The organism is Azospirillum sp. VT-I1 (assembly GCF_055698305.1).
Genome location: NZ_CP168806.1, coordinates 217,089 through 234,686, shown reverse-complemented (window position 1 = coordinate 234,686; position 17,598 = coordinate 217,089). Strand labels below are relative to the sequence as shown.

The window sequence follows — 17,598 nt, the reverse complement described above, 5'->3', positions numbered from 1 at the left end:
GTTCGCGCCTGCGTGCAGGATGTCCTGGCCAGCCTGCGCATGAGCGGGGAGCGGTGACATGGCGAGCGGCCAGCCGACCAAGCTGACGATCACTGCCTATTCCGACCCCAACTTCACCACCAAGGTGACGGGCACCACCAATCCGTTCACCGCCTGGATCAACCCCTCCAGCTACAGCTACAACAAGCAGATCTGCTACAACGACCGTCAGGCGCAGGGCAGTCCGGGGCCGTCGCCGGAGTTCAACCGCGTCTCGGCCGAAGAGGTGTCGTTCGAGTTGATCTTCGACGCGACCGGGGTGATTCCGGTGCCGACGGGGCAGAGCTACACCAACGGGGTTTCCGATATCCTCCAGCAGTTCACGACGCTGACCGCGACGGTGAACGGCAACATCCACAGCCCCAACTACCTCATCATCGGCTGGGCGCAGCTTCAGTTCAACTGTGTGCTGTCCAGCGTCAAGATCGACTACACGCTGTTCATGCCCGACGGCACGCCGCTGCGGGCGAAGGTGTCGGTGTCGTTCAAGTCCTACACCAGCGAAACCAAGCTGTCGCAGACCACCAAGAACTCCTCGCCCGACATGACGCACATGGTCACCGTGATCGCGGGCGACACGCTGCCCAATCTGTGCCACCGAATCTATGGCGACAGCGGCTATTACAAGGGAATTGCCAAGCTGAACGGATTGATCGGCTTCCGCGACCTGCCGCCGGGAACGCGGCTGCTCTTCCCGCCCCTGGACGGGGGGCCGACATGACCGCCCCCTCGCCGGTCACGCTGGCCACGTCCATCGCCAGCTGGACCATCACCTGCAACGGGTCGGCGCTTGACAGCTCCATCCAGGTCGTCTCCATCGACGTCTGGTCGGGGGTCAACCGCATCCCCAAGGCCCGCCTCGTGGTGTCCGACGGCAGCGCCGCCGACCAGGATTTCCCGATCAGCGAGGGATCCAGCCTGATCCCCGGCGTGACGCTGACCATCGCGCTCGGCTATGGCGGCAGCGAGACCACCGTGTTTACCGGCGTCATCCATCGCCAGGGGCTGGAGGTGTCGATCAACGGCCCGTCCCGGCTGGTGGTGGAGGCGGCCGACACGGCGATGACGATGACGCTGGCCCGCCAGAACGCGGTTTTCCAGAACGTCACCGACAGCCAGGTGTGCCAGACGCTGATCACCGCCGCCGGGCTGACCGCCTCGGTCACCGCGACCAGCGTGACGCACGAGACCATCGTCCAATATTATGCCACCTCCTGGGACACCATGGTGCTGCGCGCACAGGCCAGCGGCATGGTGGTCACGGCGGCGGCCGGCACCGTGACGGTGGCGCCGCCCGACACCGGGAAGGCGCCGGTGCTGACGCTGACCTACGGCGAATCCATCCTGGATTTCCGCGCGGCGATGGACGCCTCCACCCAATACACCGCGTCGGCGATCCAGAGCGTCGCCTGGGATCCGGGCACCCAGGCGCTGGCCAAGTCGGGGCAGGCCCAGTCCTCCGTCACCACGCCCGGCAACATCAGCTCCGCCCAACTGGCCGCGGTGTTCAACGTAAAGACCTATCTTCAGCAGTCGGCCGGCGATCTCACCTCCAGCGAACTGACGCAATGGTCCTCGGCCGAGCTGGTGCGCACCCAGATGGCGAAGATCCGGGGCGAGGTCCGGTTCCAGGGCAACGCGCTGCCCGTACCCGGCTGCATGGTGACGCTGGCCGGTCTCGGCCAGCGCTTCAACGGCAACGGCTATGTCGCCGGCGTGCATCACCGGCTGTCGGAGGGGCTGTGGCGGACCAGCCTGGAACTCGGTCTGTCGCCCGACTGGTTCGCCGCCACCGCACCGCAACTGGCGGCGCCCGGTGCATCGGGCCAGTTGCCGCCGGCCAACAACGTGCAGAGCGGCACCGTCCAGCAGATCATCCAGGATCCCGACGGCGAATACCGCGTGCTGGTCGTCCTGCCGTTGCTGCAGGCGGCGCAAGGGGTGGGCGTGTGGGCGCGGTTCGGGTCCTTCTACGCCTCGAACGGGGCGGGAGCCGCCTTCTTCCCCGAGATCGGCGACGAGGTGGTGGTCGCCTTCCTCAGCGGCGATCCTCGCTATCCGGTGATCCTGGGGTCGCTCTACAGCAAGAAGAACCCGCCGCCGATCCAGCCCGCCAACCCGAACAACGTGAAGACGATCACGAGCAAGTCGGGAATGCACATCGATTTCGTCGAAGACGCGAAGGAGATCACCCTCGTCACTCCCGGAAACCAGAGTGTGACCATCAACGATCAGGCGAAGTCGATCACCCTGACCGACATGAACGGCAACAGCGTCACGCTGAACTCCGGCGGAATCACGCTGAACAGCGCGGCGGAGATCAAGCTGACCGCAAAGACCGGCATCACCCTGTCGGCCGGCACGTCGCTGTCCCTGACGGGCAAGACGGGGGCGACGCTCAGCGCCACGTCCGGCATGGTGCAGGTCAAAGGCACCACGGTGGCGCTGAACCCATGACGGCATCCGGCAGCATGGTGACCGCATGAGCGGCCATACCCGTTCCGGCCGTCCCAACTCCGGACGTCCGGTCCGCCATGACCCCGGCCGCCTTTCCGGTGGCGCGTCTCCCGGCCACAGCACCGGAACGGCGGCGGGAAGCGGTGCGTCCGCCACGATAGGCACGGGCCGGACGCAATCCCTGAACAGTTACCCCGGCTTCCTCGGCCGGGGCTGGAGCTTTCCGCCCAGCTTCAACCGCAACACCGCGTCGGTGGACATGGCCAGCGGCGATCTCGATATCCGGGAAAGCCTGTGGATCATCCTGTCCACGCGGCTGGGCGAGCGCATCATGCTGCCGACCTTCGGCTGCACCCTGCCGGTCTTCAGCACCCTGACCACCACCACCGCCAACGCGATGGCGGCCATGGTCTCCGACGCCATCATCCAGTGGGAACCGCGCGTCGACGTGGAAGCGGTCGCCGTGACCCAGCAGGAGCTGGCCGGCTGGGTGGAGATCTCCATCGACTATCTCGTGCGCCAGACCAACACGCGCAGCAATCTCGTCTTCCCCTATTACCTCATCGAAGCCACGCTGGCCCCGCCGACCGGATGACGATGCGCAGCCCGGCCGCCCTCCCCCACTCCAGGACCCTGAACGACGCCGCCAGCCAGCTCGACCGGCTTCGCGGCGCGCCGTCGCCCGACGACGTCCAGGTGGACGGACGCTCGCTCGCCCAGCTTCTGGCCTTTGCCGCCCGGTTCGGCAGCCTGGTGACCTTCTACGATCTGACCAACCGGCCGCTGGGCGACTGGTCCGTCTTCTTCCTGTCCGATCCCGCGGTCGCCGGCGCGCTGCACGGATCGCTGGATTTGCCGGACATCGCGACCGGGCTGCGCGGCCTGCTGGACGAGCTGCGGCGGGCGGAGGACCATCGCGGCAGCGGTCCGTCGCTGGTCCGCATCGCCGCCGCAATCGTCCATCTGATCCAAATTCACGACAAGGATGCGGCGTCCGACCTGCCGGCGCCGACACGGCTGACCGGGCTGGCCGGACGCGACCGGCGCGACCCGCTGGGCGAGCCGATGCGGCGGCTGCGCCGCACCCTGTCGGGGCGCGACCTGACGCTGTGGATCGCCGAGATCGGCGATGGCCGGCATGGCGACTGGCTGGACGGCCTGCTCGACATTCTGGAGGAGCTGATCGCCATTCTGATCGAGGAGCTGGAACGCGGCGCCGAGCAGGCTTTGGCGCAGGCCGAGGCGTCGCTTGCGGCGCCCGGCCACGCGCCGCAAGCGGCGCTCTACAACGCCTTCGCGCTCCTGTTCGACGAAGCGCGCCATGCGATGAACCGGCTGCCGCGCCGCCTGCTGGATTTCTATTACGGCGACATACTGAAGCAGTGCAGCCGCAAGGCCGTGCCCGATCAATTGTATCTGGTCTTCACGCTTGCCACCGGCGTCACCCAGGCATCGGTGCCGAAGGGCACGCGCTTTTCCGCCGGCACCGACCCGCGGGGCCTTGCGATCGACTATGCCGCCGAGGAGTCGCTGGAGGTGACGGCCGCCGCCGTGTCCTCACTGGCGGTGCAGCGGGTGCTGTTCCAGGACGCGGACGGGTGGGGCGACCTGTCGGAGGCAACCGGCATTCTCACCGGCACGGTCGCCGCCGGCGACAATGGCAGCCTGCCTGCGGCCCCCTTCCCGGCCTTCGGCGGCTCCGCGGCGACGGCGACCGATTCCCTGACCATGCAGCCGGCCAGCATCGGCTTCGCCGTGATGGCGAACGCGCTGATGCTCTGCGGCGGCGACCGTTCGGTCTCGCTCAGCCTGCAGTTCAAGACCAGCGGCGATGACCAGGAGGGCGACCAGGAGGGCGGCCAGGACGGCGACGGATCGGACGTCGGTATCGCCGACGCCATCGCCCAGTCTTTCAGCTTCTATTATTCGACCGCCGGCGGCTGGATGCTGATCGACGCCTCGACCCTGTCCATCGTCCAGCAGACGGCGGACACGGTCGTGATCGACTTCGCGCTGCCGGCGGACGCGCCGCCGCTGGTGACGCTGTCCACCGAACCGGCCGCCGACGCCCTGCCGCCGACGCTGCCCGACACCGTCTTTCCCGGCGTCGGCACTCTGCCGACGGTGTTGGCGCAGTTGCGTTCCGTCTCTGCCGATCAGGGCACCCAAAGCTCGGTGGCCGGCTATTTCCTGCTGTCGCGGATCAGCGTTTCGACCGTGTCCATCGCCGTTCAGGTGACGGGCCTGCCGCCCGACGCACTGTCGTCGCCCAGTGGGCCGCTCGATCCCACCCAGACCTTCGGGCTGTTCGGGTCGCCGCCGGTGCAGAACGCGACCCTCTCCATCACGGCGGCCGAACTGTTCGTGAAGCAGGTGACGGCGCTGTCGCTGTCGGTGGACTGGTCGGGCCTGCCGGTCACCACCACCGGCTTTCTCGGCTATTACAGGGGCTATGTGCTGGACGCCGACGGGAACCGCTCGGTGCAGCCGCTGTTCGACAACGGCAGCTTCCGCGTGACCGTGGGCGTGGCGTCGCCCGGTGGCTGGACCTTGCCGGCCGGGACGCCGCTCTACCTGTTCCAGACCGCGCAGCCGGCCGCGACGGACACGGCGGACGGCGGCTCCGCCGATGGTTCTGCCTCTGCAGATGCCTCTGCCGATGGGGGCCGGCACCGCGCCCGCTGCCGGGACGGCGGTGCTGCCGACCTCGATGTTGACTGCGCCGTCGGTCCAGGCCGTGGAGACGCCTCCCTATTACAATCCCTCCTCCAGCGCGCTGCTGCTGACCCTGGTCGAGCCGAGCTACGCCTTCGGCGACGTGCTCTATTCCAGCAACCTGACCGCCGCCGCCGATGCGAACATCGCGACCGTCCAGGCGCGCTCGCAGCAATCGCTGTTCTCCACCCTCGGCGGGTCGTCCGGCCAGATCGCCAAGGCGTCGAAGGTGAATGCCTCGGCCAGCGGCAAGGACTACGCCAAAAGCGTGGGCGACGCGGTGAGCAACGCGGTGTCGGCGCTGAACGGCGACGCGCTGGCCGCGTTGCAGCAGGCGGTGGCGCAAAGCGGCACGGATGCCGACGGCCAATCCGCGCTGCTCCAGAGCCTGCAAGCCGCCCTGGAGGGGCGCGGCACATCGGGATCCTCATCCAAACGCAGCCGGTGGTCCGGTGGCGGCGGCAACTCGGCGGCGGGTTCGGTCACCGCAGGGCTCAGCGCGTGGCTCGCCGACCATCAGGGCGATCTGGCCCAGGCCGATGGCGCACTTCTGCAGAAGGCGCAGTCGGCCCTGGCGGCGGCGGGTTCGCTCGACGGCAGCCTGACCGCGGCCAAGGGCCAGTCGGACTCCGTGGCGCGCCCGAGCATCGCCGCCGCCCTGCAGAACGCCCTGGTCAAGATCCAATCCGGCAATCCGCCGGCCACCCAGTCCGCAGCCCAATCCGCAACCCCGTCCGGCGGAACCGGCGGCACGACCGCCCAGGCGACGAGCGGCACGCGGATCAGCGTGCCGAATCCGCCGTGGCAGCCGAACGCGACCGCGCTCACCATTTCCTATAGCGCCACGGAGGTCACGCCGCTGATTACCGTGGAGGAAACGGTGAGCGGCGATTCGGCGGACGGGGATACGGTGGTGGGGGATACGGCGGCCGGGGATACGGCGGCCGGCACCCAATCGGCGCTGAACGGTGATGGACCGTTCTGGCATCTGGATCTGTTCCATCAGACCAACCCGGCCCATGACGGCCGCTCCGTCCCGCTGCTGCCGAGCATCCCTCCCCGCGCGGCGCTTTACATCGACCTGTCGGCGGCGGTGTCCACCGCGTCGCTGCTGATCGTGCTGCAGGCCAGCAGCGGCGGCTGGACGACGGAACAGCCGCGCGTGCTGTGGGAACAGAAGGTGGGCCGTAACTGGCGCCCGGCCCGGCTGTTGTCCGACAGCACCAACGACCTGATGAACACCGGCATCGTCAGCCTTCAGCTTTTTCCGCCCCTACCCTCGCAGGAAACCACTTCGCTGCGCGTCACGCTGGTCGCGGGGATGGACCGGATTCCCTATGTGAAGAGCGTCACAACCAATGCGCTGACGGCGCGCTGGATCGGGCCGGGAGGGGCGGACCAGCTCGGCACCCCCCTGCCGGCCGGCACCGTCACCCAGAGCGTGGAGACCATCGACGGCATCGGCGGCATCGACCAGCCGGAGGATTCCGAAGGCGGGTCGCCGCTGGCGGTGGGGCCCGAATTCGACCTGTGGATGGCGGAGCGGCTGCGCCACAAGGGCTTCGCCATCGACGGCTGGGATTATGCCCGGCTGGTGCTGGCCGATTTTCCGTCACTCTGGCAGGTGGCGGTGGTGCCCGCGACCGATGGCGCCAGCGGACGTCCGGCACCCGGCCATGTCTGGGTCGTCGCCGTCGCCGGACCGTCGACTCCCAACGTCAGCGACAAGACCGAGCCGATGGTGAGCCCGTCGCTGCTGGCGGACATCGGCGAACTTCTGGAGACGGTGACAAGCCCCTTCGTGACGATCAGGGTGACCAACCCGCCCTATGTCCGGTTGACCGTGGTCGCCAACCTCGTGTTCAGCGGCGACGACACCGCCACCGCCTATGAGGAAAAGCTGTCGGGCGAGCTGGTCGAATGGCTGTCGCCTTGGCCGTCGCCGGGGCTGGGTTTGCGTCCCCCCGACTATTACAGCCGTGAGGCCATCGCCGATTTCGTGCGCAACCGCCCCTATGTGCGTGCGGTCCTGTCGTTGTGCATCGAAACGGACGGCGGCAATGGACCGGGTGGGTGGAGCTATCTGACGTCGGCGACGTCTCACAAGCTGCGCGGGGTGACGGACGAAGCGCCGACGGCAGCCGGAAGGGTGCGTCGATGACCGGCGATTCCACCTCCGCAGCGGGCAGCCTTGCGGCCGGCATCGTCGCGCAGGGCGAAAGCGCGCTCGACGCGCTGAAGCCGGCCACGCTCGATACCGCCGCCTGGACCGAACCGGGCGCCGAATACGCCGCGTTGCGGGCCGAGGCCATCGCGCTGGTCCAGGCCATGTCGGGGGACATCTGGACCGACTATAATTTCTCCGATCCGGGCGTCACCATCATCGAGCAGCTCTGTTACGCGCTGACCGAGCTGCCCTACCGCGCCACGCTGCCGATGACGCAGATCCTCAGCCCGCCCGACCGGGCGCAGCTGCCGCTGCGCCGCCAGGGGCTGTTGCCGGTGCGCGCGGTCATGCCCTGCAATCCGGTGACGGCGAACGACCTGCGGCGGCTGGTGATCGACCGTGTGCCGGGGGTCGCGAACGTCTGGTTCACCCCCGACACCTCCCGGACCGACGGCATCGGCGGCCTCTATCGGGTGCAGGTTCTGCCGAGCCGAGGAGACGACCCCCGCGCCGGCCGCCACGACCGCTGCCGCTGCGATGACGCGGGCGATGAAGGCGGCGGCGATGAAGGCGGCGGAAATGCCGGGGACGGCAGCCGGGATGTCGACAGGCGCCGCGATCTGGCGGATCAGGTGACGCGTTGCTACGCCGCCCATCGCGGCCTGTGCGAGGACATCCTGCGTCCCGTCGTCCTGCGCGACCTCGACTTGCGGGTCGATGCGGTGGTCGTCATCTCGGAAAAGGCCGACCCGTCGGACACGCTGGCGCAGATCCTGTTCGCGCTCGACCTTCTGCTGGCGCCGGAACCGCGCCGCTGTTCGCTGGACGAGATGCTGACGGGCGACAGCCGGACGACGGACGTGTTCGTCGGCCCGCTGATGCTGCGCGGCTTCATCCGCGACAGTCAGCTGGAACCCTTCCCCGCCTCCGTGACGCTGGACCAGATTCGCAAGGCGATCGCGGAGGCGCCGGGCGTGTCGGCGGTCGACGGAGTGTCGGCGACGGTCGTCGGCCCAAACGGCGAAGGCCCGAATGGCGAAGGCCAAAATGGCGAAGGCCCGAATGGCGGGCCGGTGCGGCATGGCCGCATCGAAACGGCGCCGGGAACGATCTTCCGCCTGAAAGCCACCTCGTCCGAAGGACATCCCACCATCCGCATGATCCGCGACCGCGCGATCTGCCAGCCGGAGGAGGGGCGCACCCGCCGCCGCCTTGCCGAGCTGTGGCGGGCGCAGCGGCGCACCTATCCGTTGTGGCAATCCTACCCCGGCCACTATCCGACGCCCCGATCCGATTACCGGCCTCTGGCGTCCTACATGTCGGTGCAGAACCAGTTTCCGGCGACCTACGGCATCGGCCAGAACTCGCTGGGCGATCGTGCCCCCGCCGTCCGGCTGGCACAGGCCAACCAGTTGAAGGGGTATCTGATGCCCTTCGACCAGATGCTGGCCGATGGTTTCGCCCAACTGGCCTTCGCACGCGATCTGCTGTCGGTACGGGCCGGGGGTGACCGGACCTATGCCGTGCAGTCGTTGCGGGGCATTGCGGCCGGAGCCGACATCCTGCTCGCCCCCGGCTATGAGGAGGGGTTGGAGGATCTGTCGGCCCAAACCGATCCGGTCGCCCTCCGGCAGAACGCCGTCCTCGATCTGCTGCTGTCCTTCTACGGCTTCGGACTCGATCCGCTGCGGAAGGACGCGCGGCGGACCGATTCCGACTCTCCGGCCACCGCCCGGCTGCTCCATGCCAAGCGCGCGATCCTTCGGAAGGTGGACAGTCTGACCCGCGACCGCGGCAAGGGACTCGATTACCGCCGCCCGGCCTTGTCCCGCAGCGCCACGGGCGTGGAACGGAACAGCCGGACGCCCCTGGACCTGCTCTGGGCCGAAGGGTCCCGAACCGATGATTCCGGCCAGGGAACGGACCGGAGCGAGGATGGCGGGCAGAGCCGGCGGGACGGCCCTGTCGAGGTCCGCCGGCCGTCCGAGGCAACCTTCGGCAAGCTGTTGCCGGCGGAAGTCATCCAGGGCGTCCAGCATCTCTTTCAGCCGGTCGGAGCGGAAGAGGACGGGGAGGCGATTCCGTGGGACGGGCCGTCGCCGCTGTCCGGGCACCGGGTGGCGTCGAGCCTGCTGGCGGCGCTGCACGACCGCCGCAACTACCGCGTCGTGCGGCTGGAATCCTCGCGCAGCGTGGTGCTCGTCTGCATCGATGCGGACGGGCGCTGGTGGCTGATCGGCGAGAGCCGCAGCGAGGAGGAGATCGCCGTCGTCATGGGCGGCGTGATCCGCGCCGCCGGTGACCGGCAGTGGCGCGGCCGGCGCGGCCCCGACCTGCACATCGTCGAGTGGCTTCTGCTGCGCGACGCCACCGGGCATGATGTGGGCAACGGACGCCGCTACAGCTTCCGCGTCACCGCCGTGCTGTCGGCCGACCCGCGCGCGGATAGCGCGGACAGCTGGCGCAGCGACAGCCGGAACATCCTGCGCGCCAACACCCCGGCCCATGTGGCGCTGGAGTGCCTCTACCTCGATCCGCCCGCGATGGAGGAGTTCCAGCGGCTCTACGACGCCTGGATCGAGGCCTTGCGCGACGGACGGCGCCAGCGCCGCAGCACGGCCAGCCGCCGTCTGGAACGCTTCCTGATCGACCATGGCGCCCTAGCCGACGATGACGCCACCGGCGATGCCGCCGGCAATGCGGGTGTTCCGTCACCCGCCACGCCGCAACCGAATCCCGACCGGCCATCGGGCGGGAGCACCGAGCCGGACCAACCGCCGATTTCCGCCCCATCCCCTGCCATACCCCCCATCCCTGCCCCACCCCCTGCCCCACCCCCTGCCCCACCCCCTCCTCCACCCCCTCTTCCACCGGCGCCTCCCGACGATGCGACCACGGCGGACGGCGAGGCGGACGGCAACGCCACCCGCCTGCGGGACCGGATCCACCGTCCCTCCGAACGCGGCGGATCGTCTCCGCCTGCACCCCCTCCTCCCCCGCCGCCGCCTGCATCGCCCTCGCCTTCGTCGAGCGGCACGACGCCATCGGACGGATCGGCGCGACGCTCGTCCTGGCTCGGCCGTCTGCTGGCCGGTCTGCGTGGACGCGCGAAATCCAATGAGGACGGCCAAGGCGGCGGCGGCGGGACCGGAACCGACACGCCAACACCGTCACCTCCTCCCGCTCCTCCTCCATCGCCGCCCCCGCCTCCGGTCAAGCCGTCGTCGCAGACCCGCGCCGCGCCGCCGGGGGCGGTCGGCTTCGACACCGACACGGCACTCACCGCCTCCACGGCGGCGGCCTTCGTGGCGGCGGGGTTCACCTTCGCCATCCGCTACCTGTCGCGCGGCACGCCGGAGGAGGCGGGCGACCTGGACGCGCAGGAGGTTTCCGACATCCTCGGCGCCGGGTTGGCCCTGATGGCGGTGCAGCATGTGCAGAACGCCGGCTGGGTGCCGAGCCAGGAGTTGGGCGCGCAATACGGACAGGCGGCGGCGACCAACGCCCAGGCAGCCGGGCTGGCCCCGGGCGTCACGCTTTGGCTCGACCTGGAGGGCGTGGCGTCGGACACACCGGCCGACACCATCGGCCAATACTGCAACGCTTGGTTCCAGGCCGTCTCGGCGGGCGGATACCGGCCCGGTCTGTATGTCGGGGCGGATTGCGGCCTGACCGGCGACCAGTTGGGCGCCCTGCAATGCGACGGCTTCTGGCGGTCGGGCAGCACGGTGCCGGAGGTGGAACCGGCGGGCTATTGCCTGGTGCAGACCATCGACGACGGATTCGCGGTCGATGGCGTCGCCTATGACCGGGACGTGGTGCAGGCGGACAACGGCGGCGGGACACCGGTCTGGATGGTGCCGACCGCCCGGCGCACGTCGTGAAGCAGCGGACGGATTTGGGCGGGGGAGGAGAGTAAGCATGGCTATATTCGTTTCGGTCGCGGCCTATCGGGATCTGGATCTGGGGGCGACGCTGCTCGACTGCGTCGCCAAGGCCCGGCACCCGGCCGATCTGCATTTCGGCGTCGTCTGGCAATACGAGGATGGCGAGCCGGAACCGCCGGACGTGGCGCCGGCGACCCTCTCGCTGCTGAAGGTTCACTGGCGCGACAGCGGCGGCGCCTGCTGGGCGCGGGCCGAGGCGATGAAGCTGTGGAACGGCGAGGAGTTCTTCCTCCAGATCGACTCCCACCACCGCTTCATCGAAGGCTGGGACGCGACGCTGATGGAGCAGGCGGAACGCACCGGTGCGTCGATGCCGATCCTGTCCAACTACGGCACACCCTTCACCCCCGGCGAACCGCTGACGCCGCAGAAATGCCTGTCCACCCTGCGGGTCGAGGGCTTCATGCGCGAAGGCGTGCTGACCTACGGCTGGGCGGATCGGCCGGACTGGCGGCCGGAGGATGGGCCCAAGCGCACCCGCGGCGTCTCCGGCCACCTGCTGTTCACGCTCGGGCGCTTCGTGTCCGACGTGCCCTACGACCCCGAACTCTATTTCCTGGGCGAGGAGGTGCATCTGGCCGTCCGCGCCTTCACCTGGGGCTATTCGCTCTACAGCCCGTCGATCCCGGTGCTGTGGCACCAGTTTCCCCGCCGCAAGACCTCCAGCCATTGGGACGACCACCAGACCCGCAACAAGGTGGCGCGAACCGGGCGTGAACGTGACGCCGCCAGCCTTGAACGGGTGCGCCGCTTCCTGGTCGATCCCCATATCGGCCCGCTCGGCTGCGGCACCGCCCGCACGGTCGCGGAATACGAGCGTTTCGCCGGTGTCGATTTCCGCCGCCGCTGGACCAGCCCGGAGGCCTTGCGCGGCGACGAACCGCCGCCGCCGCCTTCCCCAATCGAGGGACCGGGCGGATTGCGGAGCTGGACGGTGCGCTGCGAACTGGACAGGGCGTCGATGCCAGACGCCGCCTTCGACCGGCCGGCGTTCTGGTACGTCGTCTTCCACGATTGCGACGGGACGGAGATCGCACGCCTCGACGCCAATCGGCCGGAGCTGCACGAACTGCTGAAGCGGCCGGGAGACTCCGTCGTCCTGGAACGTCAGGTGCGGTCGCACCGGCCGCCGGTGCGCTGGACGATCCAGCCGACCGATTGCCGGCGCAACTGGCTTCCGCGCGTGTCGGGCACGATCACGCCACCGCTGGCGCCATGACGCCGGCAGCGGGACGAAGGGCGCCGGAACGGAGGACGGCCGATGGCCGGCGAGGGCCGATCGCCGACGGGACTGCCGGCGAGACGCATCGGCTCGGCCGGCTGACGGTCGAGGCGGCGGTTGCCGACCTCGACATGGCGATGGCTCTGCGTCCCCGGCTGGAGGCGCTGTGCCGGGACCGGCTGCCCGGCGTGGTGGAGCGCGTCTGCGCGGCGCTGGCCCCGCCCGACCTCGATATGCGGATCGGCCGCATCGAACTGGATCTGGGCGTGCTGCTCCCCGATCATATCGAGGAGGATCTGATCGCCGCTTTGGAAGCCGCCCTGTCGGAGCGTCTGGCCGCAGCCATCCTGTCGGCCCGCCGGAACGAAACGCCGGAGGCGCGGTCCATGACCAAGCCGGAAGCGCGGCTGCGGCGGTTCGAGGCCTATCTTGTTGACGGCACCCTGCCGCTCCCGGCGCGCGGCGAGCCGTTCAATCCGCTGGAACGCCTGCTGGACCTTGCCGAGGAACAGCCCGACGCGCTGATCGCCATGCTGCGCAGCCACGCCACCGCCCCGCTCGTCCTGGAGCGGCTGGTCCGCCAGTTGGGGGAGCGAGGGCTGCAATCGTTGCTGACGCTGCTGGCGCCGGCCGACGCGGTGGTGATCGCCGGGCTGTTGCACGACGTAATCACCGTCCGCCAGACCGTCCGTCCACCCGATTTCGAGCATGTGGGGGAAGCGGAGTTGCGGCGCCGGGTCTGGGTCACCAGCCTGGAGTTCCTGCTGCGCGACCAGGGGTCGCAGTTCAACCGCCGCCGCTTCCTGCGCCATCTTCTGGAACGCGAGGCGCGCCGCGCCGGCATCGGCTACGCCGCCTTTCTGCGCCTGATGGCGGAAGCGGCGGAACGCGCGGCGCGGCGGTCTTCCCTGCGCTCCTCCCTGCCGCGCACGCTGGCCGAACTGGTGGCGGAGTTCGACGAGGACGCGGAGCCTGGGGAGGACGCAAAGCCTGGGGAGAACGGGACCGATGTCGAACGGGACCGGGCCGATTTGCGGCGGCGGGACCGTTCGCGCATCGACGCCTTCCTGTCGGGCGTCGGGTCGCCCGGGGCAGGCGATGCGCTGGTGGCGATGGCGTCGGAGGATCCGGAATGGCTGGCCGAACGGCTGCGCCAGCGGGCACGCGAGGCGCCGGATCGTGTCCCGGCGCTGATCCGGCGGCTGCTCGACCGGCTCGCGCCTTCGCAAGCGCTGGACCTGCTGGAGCCGGGGCGGGGCGAGGACATCGCGCGGCAGTTGGCCAACGGCTTCGGATCCGGTTCCGAAGCGGAGGCCGCCCATTCGGCCCTGACCATGGCATTGCTCGGCGATGGTGGGCAGGTGGGCGGGGAGTCTGCGTCGCGGGCGACATTGCCAGACGGTCATCGGGAGGGTCATTCGAACGGACTGGGCGACCGCCTCGACCGCGAGGCCCGCCTGGAACGCTGGCTGGCCGGGGACGGTCCCGACATCTTGTCGGACACCGCCGCCCCGGATGCAGCCATGCCGGAGGACGTGCCCGTCGTCCTCGCTAAACTGAGCGTCGCGCGCCTGAGCGGTCTGCTGCTGGCAGGCGAGGCGGAAGACAGCCTGCGCCGTCTCTCCCGCGTCTTCCGGGCGCTCGGCCCCCGGCGTGCCGCCGCGCTGGCCCGGCGGCTGATGCCGTGGATGGCCCACCGGGGCGGGGCGCTGGCACCGCTGCTGTCCGGCCGGGACCGGACGGCGCGCGTGCGGACCCTGCTGCGCCTCACCGCCGCGATGGACACCGCTGTCGAAACCACTGTGGAGGCCGTTGCGAAGAGCGTCGTGGGAGTGCCGGAGGGTTCCGGCCATGAACTCGCCCGCGAGCTTGACCGGGGATTGGGCCGGCCGCTGCCCGAGATCGTGCGCGAACTGGCCGCCATGGCCGATCATGCCCGATCCGCAACCGTCATGGGCCCGGCCGGCTCCCCCGATGCCGTTCGCCCACGCCTGTCCGATCAGGCCGGCATCGACACGGACCGGCTGTTCGCGTGGCTGGACGGGATGGGCGGACGGCCCGGCGACGGCGTGGAGTTGGCACGGCACTTCGCCCTGCTGGCCGACCGCGACGATCCGGCGCTGCGCGCCTACCTTGCCGCAAATCGCATGCGCCCGGCGGCGCGGGCGCGCTGGGCGGCGCTTTTGCCGTTGCCGGCGATGGGGAGGCTGGTCGGGCTGCTGGTGCCGGCGGGGTCGCGCGAATTGATCGATTCGGTGATGCTGATCGGTGCCGCGTGGCGTCACACCGCCCCTTTCGGCGCCCGTCGTCCGGATCCGCGATTCCTGTGGTCGACACTGCTGGACCGCATCGCCGAACCGCGTCCGGTCGATCTGGCCGCGGTGCTGGACGGTCTGATGGACAGCCTGACCGGCGGGGAGGACCGGCTGCGCTCCAAGCTGGCGCTGCGGGCGCGCCATCTGGCGCGGGAGGGCGGTTATGTCTCCATCGGCGTGGCGCTGCGCCGCGCGTCCCGGCTGCCGCCGGGCAAGCGTCCGGCGCCACCGGCCAAACCTTCGGCCGCCAAGCCGCCCCCCGCCGCCGCGAAGCCGCCCACCGCCGCGCCCGGCTGGCCGTTCGAGGATCGCTCCGGCGACGGAAGCGGCCTGCCGCTCTACATCGCCAACGCCGGTCTCGTGCTGTTCAACCCCTATCTGCCGGTCCTGTTCGAGCGGCTGGGGTTGCTGGCACCCACGGCGCCGGCGGAACGGTCGGGCATCGCCGACCTGTCGCGCGGCGTTCATCTGCTGCAATATCTGGCCGACGGCCGCCTCGACGCGCCGGAACCCGATCTGGTGATCAACAAGCTGTTGTGCGGGCGGCTTCCGGCCAGTCCGGTCGAACGGTCGCTGGATCCCTCCCCTGCGGATCTGGAGCTTTGCGACGGACTGATCCGGGCGGTGCTCGACGGCTGGCCGCCGCTGCGCAACAGCACGCCCGCCGCCCTGCGCGAAACCTTCCTTCAGCGCGAAGGGCGCCTGCGCCACAAGGACGGCGCGTGGCATCTGCAGGTGCAGCGCAAGACGCTGGACGTGCTGGTCGATCAACTGCCCTGGGGAGTCTCGGTGATCTATCACCGCTGGATGAAGGAGCCGATGCATGTTGCATGGTGATCCTGTCGGATTGGACGGTGGCGGATTGGACGGTGGCGGATCGGACGGCAACGAGTCCTCCGGCCGCATCGCCAACGCGCGGACGCTGTCGCGCGAACTGGACTGGCTGTCGGCGGTGATCGAGTGGCGCTTCGCGGACTATGGCAGCGGGACCGCCGTCCAGGACGATCCCGTGCCGACCCGCCCACCCGACCTGCGCCACGCGGGCGGCCCCTACGGCGCGCTGATCCGGGAACTGTCGCTGGGCCCGACAGAGCGGCTGGTGCTGGCGCTCGCGCTGGCTCCCACGCTGGCGCCGCAGCGGCTCGACCCCTTCCTGATCCAGAACCAGGCGACCGGACGCCGCTTTACCGAGTTCGGCGGCCTGACCGGCCGCGCGCATGCCGGTTTCCTGCCCACCGTCGAGACCGCGCTGTTCCTGCTGGCCGGCACCGACGAGGCCCGGCGCATCGCGCTGGAGCCGCTGTTCTGGCACGAACATCCTTTGATGCGGCGCGGTTTGCTGATTCTCGACCACAGCGAGCCGGGCGAGCCGCCGACCACGGCCGCCCTTCGCCCGTCGCCGTCCTGTCTGCATCGGGTGCTGCGCGGGGCGCACTACGCGCCGCCGCCCGGCGCCGGCTTTCCGGCGGTCCCGATCGCCACGCCGCTGGACTGGAGCGATCTGGTCCTCGACGACGCGACCATGCGGCAGATCGACTCCGTCCAGATGTGGATGCGGCACGGCGCCACGTTGATGGAGAAATGGGGACTGAACCGGCGGCTGAAGCCCGGTTACCGCTGCCTGTTCTATGGTCCGCCGGGTACGGGCAAGACGCTGACCGCCGCGCTGCTCGGCAAGCAGCACGACCGGCCGGTCTACCGCATAGACCTGTCCCAACTGATTTCCAAATGGATCGGCGAGACGGAAAAGAACCTCGCCGCCCTGTTCGATCAGGCGGAAGGGCGCGACTGGATCCTGTTCTTCGACGAGGCCGACGTGCTGTTCGGCAAGCGGACGGAGGCCGATTCCGCCAACGACCGTGCCGCCAACCAGCAGGTCGCCTATCTGTTGCAGCGGCTGGAGGGCTATGCCGGGCTGGCCATCGTCGCGACCAACCTGCACACCCACATCGACCCGGCCTTCGCCCGGCGTTTCCAGGCGGCGATCCGCTTTCCGTTGCCCGATGCCGACTCCCGGCTGCGGATTTGGCGTGACTGCTTCACCGGGCAGGGATTTACACTGGCTCCCGATGTCGATTTCGGCGCCCTTGCCGAACGGTTCGAACTGGCCGGCGGCGCCATCATCAACGTGCTGCGCCATGCCTGCCTGAAGGCGGTGCGCCGACAGCCGCCGGTGATCGAGCAATTCGATCTGCTGGAGGGCATAAAACTCGAACTGTACAAGGATGGCCGCTCCTTCGGCGGCTGACGGCGGATCGGGAAGGAGAAAAGACGACCATGTCCACGCCTCAGGTAACGTCGGGCGCCACGCTGAAATGCAGTTTCGGCGCCGCGCCCTCGTCCTTCGTCGTGTTGCCGACCAACCGCGTGACCGCCGGCGCCCTGCCGGCCGCGACCATCATGGACCACACGCCGCTGCTGAACGTGCTGCCGTTCGGCCTTTGCACCAGCGACGCCAATCCGGAGGTGATCGCCGCGACGGCGGCGGCGTTCGGCACGCCGACCCCCGCCCCCTGCATCCCCGCCACCGCCACGCCCTGGACTCCCGGCGCGAAGACCGTCACCGTGGGCGGCCTGCTGGCGCTGGACTGCGGTTGCAAGCTTCTGTGCAACTGGCTGGGCGAGATCACCGTGGTGGAACCGGCCCAGATGACGGTGACGGTGCCCTGAGGTGATGTGGCGGACGGCCCTTCCACCTTGCGGGATCGGTGGCAAGCCGATGCCGCCGAAGCGGTA

At 69.7% G+C, this 17,598-nt stretch carries 9 protein-coding genes; all 9 read left to right on the top strand.

Annotation, left to right across the window (positions count from 1 at the left end):
- The first annotated feature begins 58 nt into the window (after positions 1 to 58).
- The 9 genes from AB8P05_RS29590 (at position 59) to AB8P05_RS29550 (ending at position 17,532) form a co-directional block, all read left to right on the top strand.
- On the top strand, positions 59 to 760 hold the full coding sequence (locus AB8P05_RS29590) for a CIS tube protein (protein ID WP_455176295.1): 702 nt from the start codon (positions 59 to 61) through the stop codon (positions 758 to 760).
- A complete protein-coding gene (vgrG, locus tag AB8P05_RS29585; RefSeq protein WP_455176294.1) occupies positions 757 to 2,496 on the top strand; it encodes a type VI secretion system tip protein VgrG in 1,740 nt (579 codons plus the stop codon). Before AB8P05_RS29590 ends, vgrG begins: the two co-directional genes overlap by 4 nt.
- A 25-nt stretch (positions 2,497 to 2,521) precedes the next feature.
- Complete coding sequence (locus AB8P05_RS29580) at positions 2,522 to 3,091, top strand: GPW/gp25 family protein (RefSeq protein WP_472761965.1); 570 nt, start codon at positions 2,522 to 2,524, stop codon at positions 3,089 to 3,091.
- On the top strand, positions 3,088 to 6,051 hold the full coding sequence (locus AB8P05_RS29575; protein WP_472761964.1) for a hypothetical protein: 2,964 nt from the start codon (positions 3,088 to 3,090) through the stop codon (positions 6,049 to 6,051). The genes AB8P05_RS29580 and AB8P05_RS29575 overlap by 4 nt, the downstream gene beginning before the upstream one ends.
- A 1,317-nt stretch (positions 6,052 to 7,368) precedes the next feature.
- Positions 7,369 to 11,262: a glycoside hydrolase domain-containing protein gene (locus AB8P05_RS29570; RefSeq protein ID WP_472761963.1), complete on the top strand. Its 3,894-nt coding sequence runs from the start codon at positions 7,369 to 7,371 to the stop codon at positions 11,260 to 11,262.
- Positions 11,263 to 11,299: 37 nt separating this feature from the next.
- Complete coding sequence (locus AB8P05_RS29565; protein WP_472761962.1) at positions 11,300 to 12,544, top strand: GlcNAc-transferase family protein; 1,245 nt, start codon at positions 11,300 to 11,302, stop codon at positions 12,542 to 12,544.
- Positions 12,541 to 15,699, top strand: coding sequence for a contractile injection system tape measure protein (locus tag AB8P05_RS29560; protein WP_472761961.1), 3,159 nt, complete (start codon positions 12,541 to 12,543; stop codon positions 15,697 to 15,699). The genes AB8P05_RS29565 and AB8P05_RS29560 overlap by 4 nt, the downstream gene beginning before the upstream one ends.
- Positions 15,686 to 17,110, top strand: a complete 1,425-nt coding sequence (locus AB8P05_RS29555) for an ATP-binding protein (RefSeq protein ID WP_472761960.1) — start codon at positions 15,686 to 15,688, stop codon at positions 17,108 to 17,110. Before AB8P05_RS29560 ends, AB8P05_RS29555 begins: the two co-directional genes overlap by 14 nt.
- Positions 17,111 to 17,139: 29 nt before the next feature.
- Positions 17,140 to 17,532: a DUF4280 domain-containing protein gene (locus AB8P05_RS29550; RefSeq protein WP_455176287.1), complete on the top strand. Its 393-nt coding sequence runs from the start codon at positions 17,140 to 17,142 to the stop codon at positions 17,530 to 17,532.
- Positions 17,533 to 17,598 lie beyond the last annotated feature (66 nt).

Excerpts from the sequence above, each read along its gene's own strand:
- AB8P05_RS29590 (WP_455176295.1), top strand. The coding sequence starts at position 59 with ATGGCGAGCGGCCAGCCGACCAAGCTGACGATCACTGCCTATTCCGAC.
- vgrG (WP_455176294.1), top strand. The coding sequence starts at position 757 with ATGACCGCCCCCTCGCCGGTCACGCTGGCCACGTCCATCGCCAGCTGG.
- AB8P05_RS29580 (WP_472761965.1), top strand. The coding sequence starts at position 2,522 with ATGAGCGGCCATACCCGTTCCGGCCGTCCCAACTCCGGACGTCCGGTC.
- AB8P05_RS29575 (WP_472761964.1), top strand. The coding sequence starts at position 3,088 with ATGACGATGCGCAGCCCGGCCGCCCTCCCCCACTCCAGGACCCTGAAC.
- AB8P05_RS29570 (WP_472761963.1), top strand. The coding sequence starts at position 7,369 with ATGACCGGCGATTCCACCTCCGCAGCGGGCAGCCTTGCGGCCGGCATC.
- AB8P05_RS29565 (WP_472761962.1), top strand. The coding sequence starts at position 11,300 with ATGGCTATATTCGTTTCGGTCGCGGCCTATCGGGATCTGGATCTGGGG.
- AB8P05_RS29560 (WP_472761961.1), top strand. The coding sequence starts at position 12,541 with ATGACGCCGGCAGCGGGACGAAGGGCGCCGGAACGGAGGACGGCCGAT.
- AB8P05_RS29555 (WP_472761960.1), top strand. The coding sequence starts at position 15,686 with ATGTTGCATGGTGATCCTGTCGGATTGGACGGTGGCGGATTGGACGGT.
- AB8P05_RS29550 (WP_455176287.1), top strand. The coding sequence starts at position 17,140 with ATGTCCACGCCTCAGGTAACGTCGGGCGCCACGCTGAAATGCAGTTTC.